This window comes from Streptomyces sp. NPDC056361 (genome assembly GCF_042262805.1).
In the GTDB taxonomy this organism is placed as follows: Bacteria; Actinomycetota; Actinomycetes; order Streptomycetales; family Streptomycetaceae; genus Streptomyces.
Map to the genome: position 1 here is coordinate 14,623 of NZ_JBHJQI010000060.1, position 17,174 is coordinate 31,796.

Sequence of the window (17,174 nt, forward strand, 5' to 3'; positions counted from 1 at the left end):
GGCCCGCCGCTCGGTGGGCGTGCGTCCGGACGGGCGCGCGGTCAGCTGAGGAAGAACCCGGCGTCCAGGCCGATCCAGCCCTTGATCCCCCGCTCGTCGTAGACGCGCAGCGCGCCGTCGGAGGTGACCTCCCAGCGGATGGTGAAGGGGCCGGTGACGCCGGCACCGGTCGTCTGGCCCACCATGCCCTGGGTGCGCCGGGGGCGGAGGTGCGGCGGCAGCGTGAGGATCGTGTCGCCGCTGACCCACGCGGTGTTGCCGGCGCGGTTCACCCGGAGGTGGAGGTGGACGCGGTTGCCCGACTGGCGGTACTCCGGGCTGTGACTGCTGCCGGCGGCGGGGTAGGCGGCGGCGTCCCACTCCAGGCCGGTCCACGGGACGTGGTCGGTGGGGCCGCTGATGGTGCCGGTGATGCCGTAGAGGGCCATGTGCCGGGTCGTCTGCGTGGCGAAGCCGAACACGAGCTGCGGCCCGTCGGGCGTCCGGCGGACGGTGATGCCTTCGGTCTCGCGGTGCTCCAGGTGGAGGGCGGTGGTGTTGAAGGTGCGCTCGATGACCTCACCGGTGGTGATGTCGTAGACGTTCCACCAGGAGTTGCCCGGCTTCGGGTTGGTGGCGGCGTCGTAGGCGTTGCCCTCGTTCTGGTGGACGAGGTTCCCGTACAGGCACCAGGCCTGGGTGCGGTACTTCGCCGGGAACGCGTGCGTCACCGTGAATTCGTGGCGCTTGAAGGCTTCGAGCTCGTAGACGCGGTACTCCGCGGTGCCGGTCGACGACACGTGGCGCACCGCGATGCGGCCGTGGTCGACGTCCAGGGCCGGGGTGATGTGGGTGGCGCCGGGGACGGGGTCGAACACCTCGACGAGTGCGTTCCCGGCCTTGACGACGGCATCGGGCGTGAACGCGACCCGGCCGATGTGCTTGCCGTAGGCGAAGCCGCTGGTGACGGGGTCCGCGTCGGTCTCCAGCCAGAGCCACGGGGTGCCGTCCACGTGCTCGACGCCGAGGCCGCCGCCGTGGCCGAAGCCCTTCAGGTGCATGACGGCGAGGACGGTGCCGTCGGCCGCGAGCTGGTTGACGCACAGGTCGCCCAGGCAGTTGCGCTCCGTGGTGGACGGCGGCGTGCCGGTCTCGCCCGGGAGCAGGCGGCCGCCGCTCATCAGCTGTACGGCGTAGCCCAGGCCGGTCACCGGGTCGTACGCGATCTGCTGGTGCACCCGGGTGTGGTGGAGGAGGACCTCCTTGCCGAACAGGTCGACGGGCTCGGCCGCGAGGTCGAACCTGTGGCCCTCGGGCAGGCTGCCGGGCGGCAGGCTTTCGGCGACGGCGGCGGCAGCAGCTGTCGCGGGCGCGACCTGGGGCACGGCGGCCTGCGGTACGGCGGCCTCGGCGGCCGCGGGAGCGAGTACCGGAGTGGCGGCCAACGCTGTCAGGACGGTACGGCGGGTCAGTGGCATGGGCGTGCAAGCCCCCCTTTTTTCACGATCTTCAGCTGCACGGTGCGGTGATCTTCACACGCGCGAGCGAAAGCCCAAGGGGGGCCCGGGACGCCCCTACGCCGCCGTCGCCAGCCGCTCGCGGGCCACGAAGCGGACCTGGGGGTGGCCGTGGCGCCAGCCCATGGCGACCTTGAGGCCGCCGACGCGGGCGAGGACGAGGCCGACGACGACCGCGGCCGCGAGCGAGATCGCACCGCCCGTCGCGAAGCCGACGCGGGCGCCGTAGGTGTCGGTGACCCAGCCGAGGAGGGGCGCGCCGATCGGCGTGCCGCCGGCGAAGACCATCATGTAGAGGCTCATGACGCGGCCGCGCATGGTCGGGTCGGTGGCCATCTGGACGGCCGAGTTCGCGGTGACGTTCACCGTGAGGCCGATCATGCCGATCGGTACGAGCAGCAGCGCGAACATCCAGAACGCGGGCGACAGGGCCGCCGCGATCTCCAGGACGCCGAAGACGGCCGCCGCGATCACGAGCATCCGCAGCCGGGTCGAGCCGCGGCGGGCCGCGGCGAGGGCGCCGACCAGGGAGCCGGCCGCCATCAGGGTGTTGAGGAGGCCGTACGTGCCGGCGCCGACGTGGAAGACGTCGCCGGAGAAGGCGGTGAGCCAGATCGGGAAGTTGAACCCGAAGGTGCCGATGAAGCCGACGAGGACGATCGGCCAGATGAGGTCCGGCCGCCCGGCCACGTACCGCAGGCCCTCTCTCAGCTGGCCCTTGCCGCGCGGGGTGCGCTCCACCCTGTGGAGTTCGCTCGTCCGCATGAGCAGGAGGCTCACGAGCGGGGCGAGGAACGACAGGCCGTTGAGGAGGAAGGCCCAGCCGCTGCCGACTCCGGCGATGAGGACACCGGCGACGGCGGGGCCGACGAGCCGCGCGGACTGGAAGTTCGCCGAGTTCAGGGAGACGGCGTTGCGCAGCTGCTTCGGGCCGACCATCTCGGAGACGAAGGACTGCCGGGCCGGGTTGTCGACGACGGTCACCAGGCCGAGGAGGAAGGCGATCAGGTAGACGTGCCAGACCTGGACGGAGCCGGAGAGGGTGAGGACGGCGAGCGCGAGGCCGCAGAGTCCGAGGGCGCCCTGGCTGAAGAGGAGCAGGAGCCGCTTCGGGTAGCGGTCGGCGATCACACCGCCGTACAGCCCGAACAGCAGCATCGGCAGGAACTGCAGGGCCGTCGTGATGCCGACGGCGGCGGCCGAGCCGGTGAGGCTCAGGACCAGCCAGTCCTGGGTGATCCGGGCCATCCACGTACCGGTGTTGGAGACGATCGCTCCGGTGAAGAACAGCCGGTAGTTCCGGATCCTGAGCGAGGAGAAGGTGTCCCCGAAGAGGGTTCCTCCCCGCCCACGGGTGTCGAGGGTGGGTTTGTGGACGGGTGCGGAGTCTGCTCCGTGTCCCGTACTCAAAGTGCGTTCGCCTCCTTGGCGCGTCGGGTCCGGGGGCTCCCCCGGCCCTGGGGCCTACCCCCGGGAAGCCGGGGGCAGGTGGGCGAGCTTCTCCAGGACCGGGGCGGCCGCGCGCAGCTTGGCCCATTCGTCCTCGTCCAGGCCTTCGGCGAGGGCGGCCAGCCAGGCGTTCCGCTTGCGGCGGGACTCCTCGAGCATGGCCGTGGCCTGCTCGGTCTGGCTGACCACCTTCTGCCGGCGGTCGTCGGGGTGCGGCTCCAGCCGGACCAGTCCCTTGGCTTCGAGCAGCGCGACGATGCGGGTCATCGACGGCGGCTGGACGTGTTCCTTGCGGGCCAGCTCACCGGGGGTGGCCGAGCCGCAGAGCGACAGGGTGCCGAGCACCGACATCTCGGTCGGGCTCAGCGACTCGTCGACGCGCTGGTGCTTGAGGCGTCGGCCCAGTCGCATGACGGAGGAGCGGAGCGCGTTCACGGCCGCGGCGTCGTCGGCGGTGCCGTGGGACAGGTCTGGCATGTTTGTTAGCCTAACTCATTACTCTGTCTAAATACCAACAGGAACACGCCGACGTCACACGAATCACATCCGGGCAGGTCACGCTTGCATATCCATGCATCACCCAAATGAGTGAGTCGGATCCGGAAAGTGACGCGAAGGGGCCCCTGCTGCCCCGACCCTGAACGGCATGGGATCGACAGTGCTCAGCCTGCGCATCGACAGTGAGCTGCTCGACCGGCTCAAGAGTCACGCCGCGAAAAGAGGAATGAGCGTCCAGGACTATGTCGTCCGGACGCTCATTCGGGAGGACTTCGACGCGCGGTTCACGACCGCCGTAGAGGAGACGGAGAAGTTCTACGGGGCCTCCGACGCGCCCCGCGACGATCAGGTCAGGCCCAGCGCCGGCATCGCGTAGTAGAAGACGAACACAGCCGACACGACGTACATGGCCACCGGGACCTCACGGCCCCGGCCGGCCGCGAGCCGCAGCACGCTGAACGCGATGAAGCCGATACCGATGCCGTTCGTGATCGAGTACGTGAACGGCATCATGACCATGGCCAGGAACGCCGGCACCGCGATGGTGAAGTCGCTCCAGTCGATGTCCTTGACCGAACCGGCCAGGATCAGGAAGCCGACCGCCAGCAGCGCCGGCGTGGCCGCCTGGGACGGGACCATCGTCGCCAGCGGCGTGAGGAACAGCGCGACCGAGAAGAGACCACCGGTCACGACCGAGGCGAGGCCCGTCCGCGCGCCTTCGCCGACGCCCGCCGTGGACTCCACGAAGCACGTGGTGGCCGAGGAGGAGGTCGCGCCGCCGGAGGCGACGGCCAGGCCGTCGACCAGCAGGACCTTGTTGATGCCGGGGAAGTTGCCGTCCTCGTCGATCAGCTTGGCCTCGTCGCCGACGCCCAGGATCGTGCCCATCGCGTCGAAGAAGCAGGACAGCAGCACGGTGAAGACGAAGAGGACGCCGGTCAGCACGCCGACCTTGCCGAAGCCGCCGAACAGGCTGACCTCGCCCACCAGGCCGAAGTCCGGCGAGGCCACCGGGTTGCCCGGCCACTCCGGGGTGGTGAGACCCCAGGACGGGACGGTCGCGACCGCGTTGATCACCATCGCGACGATCGTCATGACGACGATCGAGATGAGGATCGCGCCCGGCACCTTGCGGATGATCAGGGCGAGGGTGAGGAGCGTGCCCAGGATGAAGACCAGGACCGGCCAGCCGGTGAGGTGGCCGTCGCCGCCCAGCTGGAGCGGGACGGTGGTGTGCGCGGCGTCGGGGATGCGGGAGACGAAGCCCGAGTCGACGAGGCCGATCAGCATGATGAAGAGGCCGATGCCGATCGCGATGCCCTTGCGCAGGCCGACCGGGACCGCGTTCATGACGCGCTCGCGCAGCCCGGTCGCGACGAGCAGCATCACGACGATGCCGGCGAGGACGACCATGCCCATGGCGTCCGGCCAGGACATCTTCGGCGCGAGCTGGAGCGCGACGACCGTGTTGACGCCGAGGCCGGCGGCGAGGGCGATCGGGACGTTGCCGATGACGCCCATGAGAAGGGTCGTGAAGGCCGCCGTCAGGACGGTCGCGGTGACGAGCTGGCCGCTGTCGAGCTGGTGCCCGTACATGTCCTTGGCGCTGCCGAGGATGATCGGGTTCAGCACGATGATGTAGGCCATCGCGAAGAAGGTGGCGAAGCCGCCGCGGACCTCGCGGGCCACGGTGGAGCCGCGCTCGGAGATCTTGAAGTAGCTGTCGAGGCCGGAGGCGGGAGTTCCCTGGTTCTCGGGGTTCTCGGGGCTCTCCGGGGATGTGGCCTTGGCGGTGGCCGTGGTGCTCATGGGGTTCCTCTTCGGAAGAAGTCCTTTTTTGGCGGTTCATACGAAGGAAACACGCCAGAGGCAAACCGTTTCAGTATGAACACATGAGCGATCGAGCGTCCATCTCCGCGCGTAGACCATGCAGAGGTGCGAATTCGCGCCACCTAGACTGGGCCCATGGCGAAGTGGACACCGAAGCACGAGGCACCCGAGCCCCTGGAAGGGCCCGTCGTCGCCACCATCACCGGCGGGACGATCCTCTGGTTCGCCCTCTTCCTCGTCCAGGTCCCCTTCTACGGCTGGTTCGCCGACCGCGACCTCACCTCATGGGTGTGGACCTGCCTGGCCGGCGCCGGACTCGGCCTGATCGGCATCTGGTACGTACGGAAGCGGGACGCGGCGATCAAGCGGCACGCGGCGGCGCTGGCGGCGGAGACCGACGCACCGCACACCACCGGCGACGACGACCCCGCGTAAGACGGGCCCCGCCCACGGCGGGTCCCCCGCATGACGGACTCCCACCCGCGGCGGGTGCCGCGTAAGGCCAGGGGACGATTCCGGTCCTCCCCCGGTCTGATCTTCGCCCTCCTCGGCAGGTGAACGGTCGGATCCGGCCGTACCGTCGAAAACATGACTCAGCGGGCGAAGATCGACACGGGCGGCGGCGGGATCGAGGCGGCGGAGCCCCCCGTCGTGCACCACCCCGCCGGGCTCACCTCCGCCCAGGTCGCCGAACGCGTCGCACGCGGCGAGGTCAACGACGTACCCCTGCGGAGCTCCCGCTCCACCACGGACATCGTCCGCGGCAACGTCTTCACCCGCTTCAACGCGATCATCGGCGTGCTCTGGGTGATCATGCTCATCGTCGCGCCGATCCAGGACAGCCTCTTCGGCTTCGTCATCGTCGCGAACACCGGCATCGGCATCGTCCAGGAACTCCGCGCCAAGAAGACCCTCGACGGCCTCGCCGTCATCGGCGAGGCCAAACCGACCGTCCGGCGCGACGGCCGCGCCGCCGAGCTGTCCACCTCCGAGATCGTCCTCGGCGACCTCATCGAGCTCGGACCCGGCGACAAGGTCGTCGTCGACGGCGTGGTCGCCGAGGCGGACAGCCTGGAGATCGACGAGTCCCTGCTGACCGGCGAGGCCGACCCGGTGGTGAAGAAACCCGGCGACCGCATGATGTCCGGATCGTTCGTCGTCGCCGGTGGCGGCGCCTTCACCGCCACCAAAGTCGGCCGCGAGGCGTACGCCGCCCAGCTCGCCGAGGAGGCGTCCCGCTTCACCCTGGTCCACTCGGAGCTGCGCAACGGCATCTCCACGATCCTCAAGTACGTGACGTGGATGATGGTCCCGACCGCGATCGGGCTCGTCATCAGCCAGCTCGTCGTCAAGGACGACAACTTCAAGGACGCCATCGCCCGCACGGTCGGCGGCATCGTCCCGATGATCCCCGAGGGCCTCGTCCTCCTCACCTCCGTGGCCTTCGCGGTCGGCGTGATCCGACTCGGCCGCAAGCAGTGCCTCGTCCAGGAGCTGCCCGCCATCGAGGGCCTCGCCCGCGTCGACGTCGTCTGCCTCGACAAGACGGGCACCCTCACCGAGGGCGGCATGGACGTCACGGAACTCCGCACCCTCGACGGCGGCGACGAGACGTACGTACGGAAGGTGCTCGGCGCCCTCGGCGAGTCCGACCCGCGCCCCAACGCCTCCCTCCAGGCCGTCATCGACGCCTACCCGGACACCGTGGAATGGCGCTGCACGGAGAGCCTGCCGTTCTCCTCCGCCCGCAAGTACAGCGGCGCCGCCTTCAGCGAAGGCAACGGCGAGAACTCCACCTGGCTCCTCGGCGCCCCCGACGTCCTCCTCAAGACCGACCACCCCGCCCTCACCGAGATCGACCACCTCAACCAGCAGGGCCTCCGGGTGCTCCTCCTCGCCCGTACGGTCCACGAGCTCGACTCCCCCGAGGTCGCCACCGACGCCCGCCCCACCGCCCTCGTCGTCCTCGAACAGCGACTCCGGCCCGACGCCGCCGACACCCTCGCCTACTTCGCCGAGCAGAACGTCGCCACCAAGGTCATCTCAGGCGACAACGCGGTCTCCGTCGGCGCCGTCGCCGGCAAGCTCGACATGCCCGGCGCGGCGGACACCGTGGACGCCCGCACCCTCCCCACCGACCGGGAGGAGATGGCGAAGGTCCTCGACGAGAACGCGATCTTCGGCCGCGTCTCCCCCCAGCAGAAGCGCGACATGGTCGCCGCCCTCCAGTCCCGCGGCCACACCGTCGCCATGACCGGCGACGGCGTCAACGACGTCCTCGCCCTCAAGGACGCCGACATCGGCGTCTCCATGGGCTCCGGCTCGGAGGCGACCCGGGCCGTCGCCCAGATCGTCCTGCTGAACAACTCCTTCGCCACGCTCCCGTCGGTGGTCGCCGAAGGCCGCCGCGTCATCGGCAACATCACCCGTGTCGCCACCCTCTTCCTCACCAAGACGGTCTACTCGGTCCTCCTGGCGGTCCTGGTCGTCTGCTCCCAGGTCGAGTACCCCTTCCTCCCCCGCCACCTCACCCTCCTCTCCACCCTCACCATCGGCGTCCCCGCCTTCTTCCTCGCCCTCGCCCCCAACAAGGAGCGCGCCAAACCGCACTTCGTCCGGCGCGTCATGCGGTACGCCATCCCCGGCGGCGTCATCGCCGCCGCCGCCACCTTCACCACCTACCTCCTCGCCCGCCACCACTACAGCGGCCCGGGCGCCCTGGAGGCCGAGACGAGCGCCGCCACCCTCACCCTCTTCCTCGTCTCCATGTGGGTCCTCGCGATCATCGCCCGCCCCTACACCCTCTGGCGCCTCACCCTCGTCGCCACCATGGCCGGCGCCTTCCTGCTCGTCCTCGTCGTCCCCTGGCTCCAGGACTTCTTCGCCCTCAAACTCGTCGGCGTCACCATGCCCTGGACCGCCGTCGCCGTCGCCGCGGCCGGCGCCACCCTCCTCGAAATCGCCTGGCGCTGGGTGGACCGCAGGTTCCCCGCCTGACGTCGGGGTAGGCCTCGGGGGCCGCCGGGTCAGTCGAACCAGCGGTCCCTGGCCAGTTCCGTGGTGCGGGAGGGGTCTTCGAGGAGGGCGGCCACTTCGAAGCGGCGGGGCCATTGGCCGGCGGCCCAGGAGAGGCCGGCGGCGACGCCTTCGAGGGTGGAGGCGTGGAGGACGCCGTCGGGGGTGTGGCGCCAGTCGAGTTCGACGCCGGCGGCGCGGAGTTCGTCGTGCTCGATGTAGGAGGCGGGGGTGGCGGGGCCGAGGAGGGCGTGGACGGACGGAGGGACGTCGTGTTCCTCGCCGACGGTGGTGACCTCGGCTTCGACGGCCTCGCTGAGGCGGCGGACCTGGAAGAGGTCCGCGAGGTCGGCGGCGCGGGACGGGGAGACGGGGAGCAGGGGGGTGCCGGCGGTGAGCGGGAGGAGGTCGGGGGCGTCGGCGACGAGGGCGTCGGCGGCGTCGACGACGACGAGGGCGCCGTCGACGACGGCGCGGAGCTCGTCGGGGAGGGTGACCTGCTCGGGGTCGAGGTCGGCGAGCGCGGTGTAGAGGGCGTGGAGCTGGACGGCGGTGACCTCGCGGGAGGGGTCCGCCAGGCGGGTGAGGAGTTCGGCGGCGCCGCCGGGTTCGTCGAGGAGGGCGGCGACGGAGGTGCGGACGCCGAGGGCGCGGAGGACCTGCTCGTCGTCGAAGCCGGTCGCGTCGGCGGAGTCGTAGAGCCCGGCGAGGAGGGGGTCGGAGCCCTCGGCGCGGAGTCCGGCGGGGCGGCGGCCGTCGAGGACGGGGTGGTCGCGGAGCCACCAGGCGGTGTAGGGGCGGACGGTCTCGGTGGTGCCGTCCGGCAGGAGGACGCGGACGGGCTGGGTGAGGGCGTCGCGGAGGGGCGGCTGCGCGAGGAGCGCGAGGGCCATGGGCCAGCAGTCGTCGTCGACGAGGTCGAGGTCGCGTACGGCGACGATCTCGGTGGCGACCGGCGGCACCGGGGTGGCGGGCAGCCGGTCGAGGACGTCCTCGCACCACACGTCGACGGCGTCGAGGAGGCCGGCGTCGTCGGGTTCGGGGTAGTCGCCCTCGCGGGGTTCGACCTCGTCGGGGTCGAGGACGAGGTCGGTCGCGCGGACCAGGGCGAAGGTGGCGAGGACACCGCAGGCGGCGAGCGGGCGCTCGCCCCAGCGGGCGGCCAGTTCGGTGTCGACGTAGGCGAGTTCGTCGGGGCGCATGACGGCGGCGAAGGGGGAGCCGGGGAGGACGAGTTCGCCGGCCGGGGAGAGTTCGCCGTCCTCGTCGGGGAGGGCGAGCGCGCCGAGCCAGGGCTCGTCGCCGGGGTCGAGTTCGGCGTCCCGGACGAGGGCGAGGACCGTGTCGGCGAGTTCCTCGGCGTCGAGGGTGTCGGCGTCCTCGTCCCAGATCTCGCCCGCGTCGAGGGAGGCCGCGACGGCCGCCCGTACCTGCGGGGTCGTCAGGACCGCGCGGGGCGTGGCGGGGAGGGCGCCGAGCTTCTCCAGGAGCGGGTGGGCGGCCTCGGGGTGGGCGACCTTGAGGCCGAGGCGGGTGAGTTCGGCGGGGGTGCGGTCCTGCGGGAGGAGGACCTGGCGGGGGCCGATGGTGGTGCGGACGCGGAGGTCGTCGGCGGTGTCCGCGAGCGGTACGGGGAGGCCGGTGAGGCGGTCGGGGTCGACGCCGGCGAGGGAGTCGTAGAGGCGCCACCACCAGGTCGGGGCCCGGTCGACGCCGGCGAGCCGGTCGATGGCCTCGGTGAGGGGGACGCGGCCGATGCCGAGGGTGCGGAGTTCGGGCCGGCGTTCGAGGCCCGCCGGGAGGAGGGTCGGGAAGACCTCGGCGAGGACGGCGACGGTGTCGGCTCCGGCGCCTTCGGCGACCTCGGCCTCGATGGGGCGGAGCGCGGGCAGCTCCTCGGAGGGGGCGGCGGGGGCGAGGAACGCGACCCTCGGCAGCCGGTCGAGGATCGCCTCGCGCAGGGCCCCGTCGAGGGGGCCCTTGCCGAGCGGGCCGGGGACGAGGTCGAGGGTCGCGGTCGTCACCGGGTGCCACGCGGCGAGGAGTTCGGCGTACGCGTCGGCCGCGCGCTGCACCAGGAAGTCGGTGAGCGGGCCCGGCGCGGGGTGGCGGCGGGCGGTGTCGAGCGGCAGGGAGGCGATGAGGAGGGCGGGGATGCCGAGGGGTTCGTCGGTGGGCGTGGGGGCGTGCACGACGGGGGTGGTGCGGGGGTAGCGCGGGGCCCCTTCGCCGTCGACGGGTACGGCCCAGGTGACGGTCCAGTGGGGGCGGAGGCGTTCCTCGACCGGGCGGTCCTTGAGGAGTTCGGCGTCGATCGGGCCGGCGTGGGAGACGGTCCGCCAGCGGTGGGTGCCGGTGGCGGTGTCGTCGATGCGGACGTAGCCGTCGTCCTCGGAGCGGCGGAGGGTCCGTACGCCCTCGGTCGTCTCGACGACGATCTCGGCGAGGCCGGGGAGCGTGAGGAGCAGGGCGTCGTCGACGGAGTCGAGGAGGCGTTCGGCGAGGTCCTGGGCGGCGGTGTCGCGCAGCGGGAGGACGACGACGGTGTCGTAGCCGTCGGGGGCGGTGCCCTCGGCGGGCAGCGGGAGCCGCAGGAGGGGTACGTGGCCGTCGCGGCGGCGGAGTTCGTCGCCGAGGCCCGGGCTGTACCGGGCGGCTTCGGCGGCCAGTTCGCGGGCTTCCGCGAGGGACCAGCGGACGCCGCCGTGGCGGCCGAGGACGGCGGGCTCGTCGCTGACCGCGAGGACGGCGGCGAAGCCGACGCCGAAGCGGCCGACGGCGCCCTGTCCGTCCGGCCCGCCCTGGTCGCGCTTGGCGGAGGCGCGGAGCGTCGACAGCGACTCGGCGCCCGTCGCGTCCAGCGGGGCGCCGGTGTTGGCGGCGGCGAGGACGGCGGGGCCCTCGTGGTCGGCCGGGTGCAGGGTGAGGCGGAGGCGGCCGGTGACGCCGGCGCGGTGGGCGGCGTCGGCGGCGTTCTGGGCGAGTTCGACGACGAGCCGGTCGCGGTAGCCGCCGAGTGCGAGGTCCTCCTCGGCGTTGGCGTCCTCGCGGAACCGGGCGGGTGAGGCGCCCCAGGCGTCGAGCACGCCCCGCCGCAGCCGTGCGGTGCCGAAGGGGTCGGTTCCGTCGGTCGTCGTCCGGACGCTGACGCTCACGTCTGACTCCACTCTGCGGGGCGGTGCTGCGGGCGGTGGTGCCGGACCCGAAGGTCCGGGGCCCGAAGGTACCGCGCTCCGCCCCGCCCCGAACGCCGGGGCACGTCCGGGCCCCGGGGCGCGCGGAAGCGCGTCCGGGGGAAGCCCGTACGGGCGCCGGGGGTGCCGATCAGGCCTCGCGTGCCCGGCCCGATCGGCAGGACACCCCTTACGAGTGGCCGAGGTCCTCGGACGCGGCGTCCGGTTCGGTGGTGGAGCCGGAGTCCTTGGCGGGACGGAGGGGGAAGGCGTCGGCGGCCATGGAGTCGAGGACCGGGGGCGCGGGGCGCGGGGGCTTCGGCATGATCGCGGCCTCCGAGTGGCCTCCGCAGCCGTAGGCGAGGGAGACGACGCGGCCGTCCGCGGGGGAGAACTCGTTGGCGCAGAGGCCGAAGGCCTGCTTCAGGGAGCCGGCCAGCGGCACCAGGAAGGCGCAGGACTCACAGGAGGCGGGGGCGGCCTGGGCCATGGGCGTCTTGGCGCCGAAGGCCTCGTCCCAGCGGTCGGCGGCCATGTGCAGGCCGTAGCGGGACAGGACCCGGGCGCGGCGCATGCCGAGCTCTTCGGCGACCGCGGCGATGGCGCCCCGCGAGGGGGTGCGGGTGACGATCTCGGCGTCCTCGGCGTCGAGGTGGTCCGCCAGCTCCTCCGAGACCGCGGAGTTCGGCGGCGGCGCGTCCTCGCCGGAGTAGCCGGGCTCCAGGCGCAGGTCGTCCTGCTCGGTGGGCAGGAGGTCGCCGGGGCCCATGTCGCCGGGGCGCAGCCGCTCGCTCCACGGCACCCACTCGGGGGCGAGGAGGGCTTCGGAGCCGGGCAGCAGGACGGTTTCGTCGAGGGTGACGTTCTTGGCGCGGGAGGCGCGGGTGACCGTCACGGCCCAGCGCCAGCCCCGGTAGCCGGGTTCCTTGGACTCGAAGTAGTGCGTGACGACCCGGTCGCCCTCCGCGACCACTTCGACGTGCGCGCCGACGATGCCGGGCGCGGCCGCCTCCTCGGCGGCCTCTCGCGCGAGGTCTACTGCCTCGACGCACAGGCGGTCGGGGGTACGCGTGGCTCGCGGGGTACGCGGGGTACCGCTTCGCGTCGTCGCAGCACTCACAGGTCTCGCTTCTCTCCTACGCCGTCTCACGGGTGCGCCGGCCGAGGGGCGGGAGCGAAGCCACGGGCGGCGGGCGGAGCGGACCTGTGGGCCGCATCGACGTCCGCGCACCCGACTTGTCTCGCGTGTCTCGGGCACACCTATCGTCATCCATTCTGCGGGATGCCGAAGAGGCGCGCGGCCGAGAGCTTCCGCCGGTGACGCGCTACGCACGCTACCCCGTTCGCGGGCCTCCGCCCACCTGCCCGTCCCAAGTGGCCCGGATCGCGGACGGCCGGAGCGGCGCGCGCGACCCCGTTCGCGGACCGTCACCGACCCCGTACGGCCCGGATCGCGGACGGTCGCCGACCCCCGTTCGGCCGGGTTCCGACCGGTTTCCGACCGGGGTTCCGGCCGATTTCGCGGGCCCGGTACGGCCCTGATCGCGGCCGCCCGGCACGGGTGGGACGTGCCGTTCGAGGGGGGTCCGTGGGGTCTTCGCCGTCGTGGCACGGTTCGTCCGGGGTGCGCGTGGGGCACTATGACGGAGTGGCAGCCGCACGGTCTCCCGCACGATCCGAAGATCATGCCGGACCGCTCCGCCGAGCGGGCCGGGCGATCGGGCGTGCCCTCCATCTGCCGTTCACGGGGACGGCGAGGGGCATCCGGAAGGCCACGCACGCGCACGGCGCGGGCGAGTCGGGGCTCGGGAAGCTGATCGAGCTGCACGCCGTGAACGGCGCCGGGGACGTCATGATCACCGTGGCCCTCGCGTCGACGGTCTTCTTCTCGGTGCCCACGGACGAGGCCCGCGGCCGGGTCGCCCTCTACCTCGCCGTCACGATGGCCCCCTTCACGCTCCTCGCGCCGGTGATCGGACCGCTCCTGGACCGCCTCCCGCACGGCCGGCGCGCCGCGATGGCCGGCGCGATGCTGACCCGGGCGGTGCTCGCGATCATGATGTCGGGGGCGGTGGCGACCGGCGGCCTCGAGCTCTATCCGGCGGCGCTCGGCGTCCTCGTGGCGTCGAAGGCGTACGGGGTGGTGCGCAGCGCGGTGGTGCCGCGGCTGCTGCCGCCGAACTTCTCGCTGGTGAAGGCGAACTCGCGGGTCACCCTCGCCGGGCTGCTCGCCACCGGCATCGCCGCGCCCATCGGGGCGGGGCTCCAGCTGATCGGTCCCGGCTGGCCGCTGTACGGGGCGTGCGCGCTGTTCCTGCTCGGGGCGTTCTGGGCGCTGCGGATGCCGCCGAAGGTGGACTCGGCGAAGGGTGAGCGGCGGGCGCACCTGCTGACGCACGGCGAGCGGAAGCCGAGCCTGCGGACGGTCGGCCCGTCGGTGCTGCACGGCCTGGAGGCGAACGCGGCGCAGCGCATGCTGTCGGGTTTCCTGATCTTCTTCCTGGCGTTCCTGCTGCGGGAGCATCCGCTCTCGGGGCAGAGCGCGGCCGTCTCGCTCGGGATCGTGGGCGTCGCGGCGGGCGTCGGGAACGCGTGCGGCACGGCGGCGGGCTCGCTGCTCAGGGACCGGGGCCACGGCCCTGAAGTGATCATCGCCACCATGATCAGCATCGTGCTCGGTACGGCGATCTGCGCGGCGATCTTCTTCGGCGGCCTGATGGTCGCCGTCCTCACCGCGGTCGCGGGCCTCACCCAGGCCCTGTCGAAGCTGTCCCTGGACGCGCTGATCCAGCGGGACGTGCCGGAGGTGGTGCGGACGTCCGCGTTCGCGCGCTCCGAGACGGCGCTGCAGATGGCGTGGGTGGTGGGCGGCGGCATCGGCATCGCCCTGCCCCTGAACGGCACCCTCGGCATGGCCGTCGCGGCAGGCATCCTCGCCGTGGGCGCGCTCCTCGCGGTCCGCGGCCTCCTCGGCGCCGCCCGCCGCCGCTCCGGCCCCAAGGGCCGCCCCAAGGCGCGGGTGGCGTAGCCGGGGCTGCGGGGGCCGGGCGGCGCCCCCTCCGCGGGCCGTACGGTCCGGGTGGCGGGTCCGGAGGGGTACCGGGAGGCGGCACGCCGTACCCCCGCGTGGCGCGGGCGCGGCGGCCCGATAGCCTTCGGCTCATGACCGTTGCGTTCTTCTCCGGCTCGCGCCGCCGGGCCGCCGTCGCCCTCGGGGCCGTCTCCGCCGGGCTCCTCGTACTCTCCGCCTGCGACAAGCCGACTCCGCTCGCGACCCTGACGGTCGGGACCGAATCGGTCCACTCCGAGGCCGCCTGCTACAACAACGGCGACCCCATCAAGGAGTCGCAGATCCAGCAGTGCCTCAACAAGAAGGCCGAGAAGACCATCACCGTCGCCTCGGACGACAAGATCCGCTTCGGCGTGGACCCCGAGATCGCGGACCGCGGCTGGACGATCTTCCTCGGTGGCCAGCAGGCCGAGCAGGAGCCGTACAAGAAGACGTACCGGACCATTCCGGCCAGCGCCTTCTTCTCCTCCCAGACCGGCGAGCCCACCGACAAGACCCAGGTGACCATCGTCGAGAACACCGGCAAGACGCTCACGGGCATCTGGCACTTCCAGCTGAAGAAGGAATCCTGATCCGCCGGTGGTCCACCGGATCCTGATCGTGACGGCCGTGGCGGCGGAGGCGGACTCCGTCTCCGCCGGGCTCGGCCTGAGCGGACTCGACGGCCCTGAGCACCTCCCGCTGCCGGGGGGCTTCGCCCTGCGCCGTCACACCGACGGCGCCGTCCGCGCCGACGTCCTGACCGGCGGGGTCGGCCCCGCCGCCGTCGCCGCCGCGACGGGAACGGCCCTGGCGTGCGCGGCACCCGGGTTCGCGGGCGGCGGCTACGACCTCGTCGTCTCCGCCGGGATCGCCGGCGGCTTCCCGCCCGTGGCACCGATCGGGACCGTCGTGGTCTCCGATTCCGTCGTCGCGGCGGACCTCGGGGCCCAGACGCCCGACGGGTACCTGACCGTCGAGGAGCTCGGCTTCGGGCGGTCCGCGCACCCCGTGGCAAAGGCCCTGACCGGCCGGCTCTCCGCCGCCCTGGGCGCCGGGGGCCTGGCGCACACCGTGGGGCCCGTCCTCACCGTCTCCACCGTCACCGGTACCGCGGGGCGCGCCGCCGAGCTCGCCGGACGGCACCCGGGGGCGGCCGCGGAGGCCATGGAGGGCTTCGGCGTCGCCGAGGCCGCCGCCGCGTACGGCGTGCCCGTCGTGGAGATCCGGGCCGTGTCGAACGCCGTCGGGCCGCGCGACCGCGCCGCCTGGCGCATCGGGGAGGCCCTGGGCGCGCTCCGGGGTGCCTTCGCGCTGCTCAGCACCGTCTTCGTGGAGCCGTCGTGACCAAGCTGAAGATCGCCTACTCGCCCTGCCCGAACGACACGTTCGTCTTCGACGCGTGGGCGCACGGCCGTGTCGCCGACGCGCCCCGGCTGGACGTGACGTTCGCCGACATCGACGTCACCAACGGCTGGGCGGAGGGCGGCACCGACGACCACGACGTCCTGAAGGTGTCGTACGCCGTGCTGCCGTGGATCCTCGACGAGTACGCGCTGCTGCCGTGCGGCGGGGCCCTCGGCCGGGGCTGCGGGCCGCTCGTCCTCACCCGGGAGGCCGGGTCGGGCGCGGACCTCGCGGGGAAGACGGTCGCGGTGCCGAGCGAGCGCTCGACGGCGTACCTGCTGTTCCGGCTGTGGGCGGCCGAGTCCGTGCCGGGCGGGGTCGGGAACGTCGTCGTGATGCCGTTCCACGAGATCATGCCCGCCGTCCGCGACGGCCGGGTCGACGCGGGGCTCGTCATCCACGAGGCCCGCTTCACCTACAAGGGCTACGGCCTGCACTGCCTCGCCGACATGGGCGAGCACTGGGAGTCGACGACCGGGCTGCCGATCCCGCTCGGCGCGATCGTCGCCCGCCGCTCCCTCGGCGCGGAGACCCTGGAACGGCTCGCCGAGGCCGCCCGCACGTCCGTGCGGATGGCCTGGGACGACCCGGAGGCCTCGCGTCCGTACGTCCTGGAGCACGCCCAGGAGATGGACCCGAAGGTCGCCGACCAGCACATCGGTCTGTACGTCAACGAGTTCACCGCGGACCTGGGCGAGCACGGCTACGCGGCGGTCCGCGGGCTGCTCACCCGCGCCGCGGCGGAGGGGCTCGTACCGCCCCTCGCGCCGGACGCGCTGTCGTTCCCGTAGGGACCCGGACGTCGGACCCGGACGTCGAGCCGGGTCCGCGGGGGCCTACACGTCGAGCTGGTCCGCCACCGCGCGGAGCAGGCCGGCGATCTTCTTGCCCTGGGTCTTCTCGGGGTAGCGGCCACGCTCCAGGGCGGGCGTGATGTTCTCCAGGAGCGTCGTCAGGTCCTGCACGATGGACGCCAGTTCGTCGGGCTTGCGGCGCTGTGCCGCGGCGACCGACGGGGTCGGGTCGAGGATGGCGACGGACAGCGCCTGGTCGCCGCGCTGACCGGCGACCACCCCGAACTCCACCCGTTGCCCCGGCTTCAGGGCGTCGACTCCGGCAGGGAGCACCGACGAGTGGACGAAGACGTCGCCGCCGTCGTCGCGGGAGAGAAAGCCGAAGCCCTTCTCGCTGTTGAACCATTTGACCTTGCCGGTAGGCACGTCTGTCCTCGTCCTCGTACTCGTCGCTGGGGATGGC

Annotated in this window: 14 protein-coding genes; 7 read left to right on the top strand and 7 right to left on the bottom strand. The window is 72.7% G+C overall.

All coding sequences use genetic code 11. The annotated features are described in order from the left end of the window. Positions 1-41: 41 nt before the first annotated feature. The 3 genes from ACFCY7_RS20690 to ACFCY7_RS20700 all read right to left on the bottom strand — a co-directional run bounded on the left by ACFCY7_RS20690 (position 42) and on the right by ACFCY7_RS20700 (position 3,422). Positions 42-1,457 (bottom strand): signaling protein, encoded by a 1,416-nt coding sequence (locus ACFCY7_RS20690; protein WP_376487138.1) that lies wholly within the window; start codon positions 1,455-1,457, stop codon positions 42-44. Between the two features lie 96 nt (positions 1,458-1,553). Then, positions 1,554-2,906: an MFS transporter gene (locus ACFCY7_RS20695; RefSeq protein ID WP_376487141.1), complete on the bottom strand. Its 1,353-nt coding sequence runs from the start codon at positions 2,904-2,906 to the stop codon at positions 1,554-1,556. A gap of 54 nt (positions 2,907-2,960) precedes the next feature. Continuing rightward, positions 2,961-3,422, bottom strand: a complete 462-nt coding sequence (locus ACFCY7_RS20700) for a MarR family winged helix-turn-helix transcriptional regulator (protein WP_367827514.1) — start codon at positions 3,420-3,422, stop codon at positions 2,961-2,963. A 169-nt stretch (positions 3,423-3,591) separates the two neighbouring features. On the opposite strand from ACFCY7_RS20700, the gene ACFCY7_RS20705 reads away from it, so the two are divergent. Then, positions 3,592-3,819 carry a hypothetical protein gene (locus tag ACFCY7_RS20705; protein ID WP_376487142.1) on the top strand — a complete coding sequence of 76 codons (228 nt, stop codon included), beginning with the start codon at positions 3,592-3,594 and terminating at the stop codon, positions 3,817-3,819. Here ACFCY7_RS20705 and ACFCY7_RS20710 read toward each other — a convergent pair. Then, complete coding sequence (locus ACFCY7_RS20710; protein ID WP_376487143.1) at positions 3,789-5,252, bottom strand: NCS2 family permease; 1,464 nt, start codon at positions 5,250-5,252, stop codon at positions 3,789-3,791. The two genes, ACFCY7_RS20705 and ACFCY7_RS20710, sit on opposite strands and share 31 nt — an antisense overlap. Positions 5,253-5,408: 156 nt before the next feature. Between ACFCY7_RS20710 and ACFCY7_RS20715 the strand changes: the two genes are divergently transcribed. Together ACFCY7_RS20715 and ACFCY7_RS20720 are read left to right on the top strand one after the other, a co-directional pair. Beyond that, entirely contained in the window at positions 5,409-5,708 is a 300-nt protein-coding gene (locus ACFCY7_RS20715) for a DUF2530 domain-containing protein (protein WP_376487145.1), read from the top strand. A gap of 153 nt (positions 5,709-5,861) precedes the next feature. Next, entirely contained in the window at positions 5,862-8,270 is a 2,409-nt protein-coding gene (locus ACFCY7_RS20720) for an HAD-IC family P-type ATPase (RefSeq protein WP_376487147.1), read from the top strand. Positions 8,271-8,299: 29 nt separating this feature from the next. On the opposite strand, the gene ACFCY7_RS20725 is transcribed toward ACFCY7_RS20720, so the two are convergent. Together ACFCY7_RS20725 and ACFCY7_RS20730 are read right to left on the bottom strand one after the other, a co-directional pair. Continuing rightward, positions 8,300-11,455 (bottom strand): sacsin N-terminal ATP-binding-like domain-containing protein, encoded by a 3,156-nt coding sequence (locus ACFCY7_RS20725; protein ID WP_376487149.1) that lies wholly within the window; start codon positions 11,453-11,455, stop codon positions 8,300-8,302. A gap of 196 nt (positions 11,456-11,651) precedes the next feature. Next, a complete protein-coding gene (locus ACFCY7_RS20730) occupies positions 11,652-12,581 on the bottom strand; it encodes a DUF3027 domain-containing protein (RefSeq protein ID WP_376487152.1) in 930 nt (309 codons plus the stop codon). A gap of 528 nt (positions 12,582-13,109) precedes the next feature. On the opposite strand from ACFCY7_RS20730, the gene ACFCY7_RS20735 reads away from it, so the two are divergent. The 4 genes from ACFCY7_RS20735 (at position 13,110) to ACFCY7_RS20750 (ending at position 16,708) form a co-directional block, all read left to right on the top strand. Beyond that, entirely contained in the window at positions 13,110-14,489 is a 1,380-nt protein-coding gene (locus ACFCY7_RS20735; protein ID WP_376487153.1) for an MFS transporter, read from the top strand. A gap of 134 nt (positions 14,490-14,623) precedes the next feature. After that, the gene (locus ACFCY7_RS20740; RefSeq protein ID WP_376487156.1) at positions 14,624-15,103 is read left to right on the top strand and encodes a DUF2771 domain-containing protein; all 480 of its coding nucleotides are present in this window, start codon (positions 14,624-14,626) and stop codon (positions 15,101-15,103) included. A gap of 7 nt (positions 15,104-15,110) precedes the next feature. Further along, positions 15,111-15,857 carry a futalosine hydrolase gene (locus ACFCY7_RS20745; RefSeq protein ID WP_376487158.1) on the top strand — a complete coding sequence of 249 codons (747 nt, stop codon included), beginning with the start codon at positions 15,111-15,113 and terminating at the stop codon, positions 15,855-15,857. Further along, on the top strand, positions 15,854-16,708 hold the full coding sequence (locus ACFCY7_RS20750; RefSeq protein ID WP_367827500.1) for a 1,4-dihydroxy-6-naphthoate synthase: 855 nt from the start codon (positions 15,854-15,856) through the stop codon (positions 16,706-16,708). Before ACFCY7_RS20745 ends, ACFCY7_RS20750 begins: the two co-directional genes overlap by 4 nt. Before the next feature lie 45 nt (positions 16,709-16,753). Here the strand turns inward: ACFCY7_RS20750 and ACFCY7_RS20755 are convergent, their stop codons facing one another. Continuing rightward, positions 16,754-17,137, bottom strand: a complete 384-nt coding sequence (locus ACFCY7_RS20755) for a cold-shock protein (RefSeq protein WP_033211384.1) — start codon at positions 17,135-17,137, stop codon at positions 16,754-16,756. Positions 17,138-17,174: the final 37 nt, after the last annotated feature.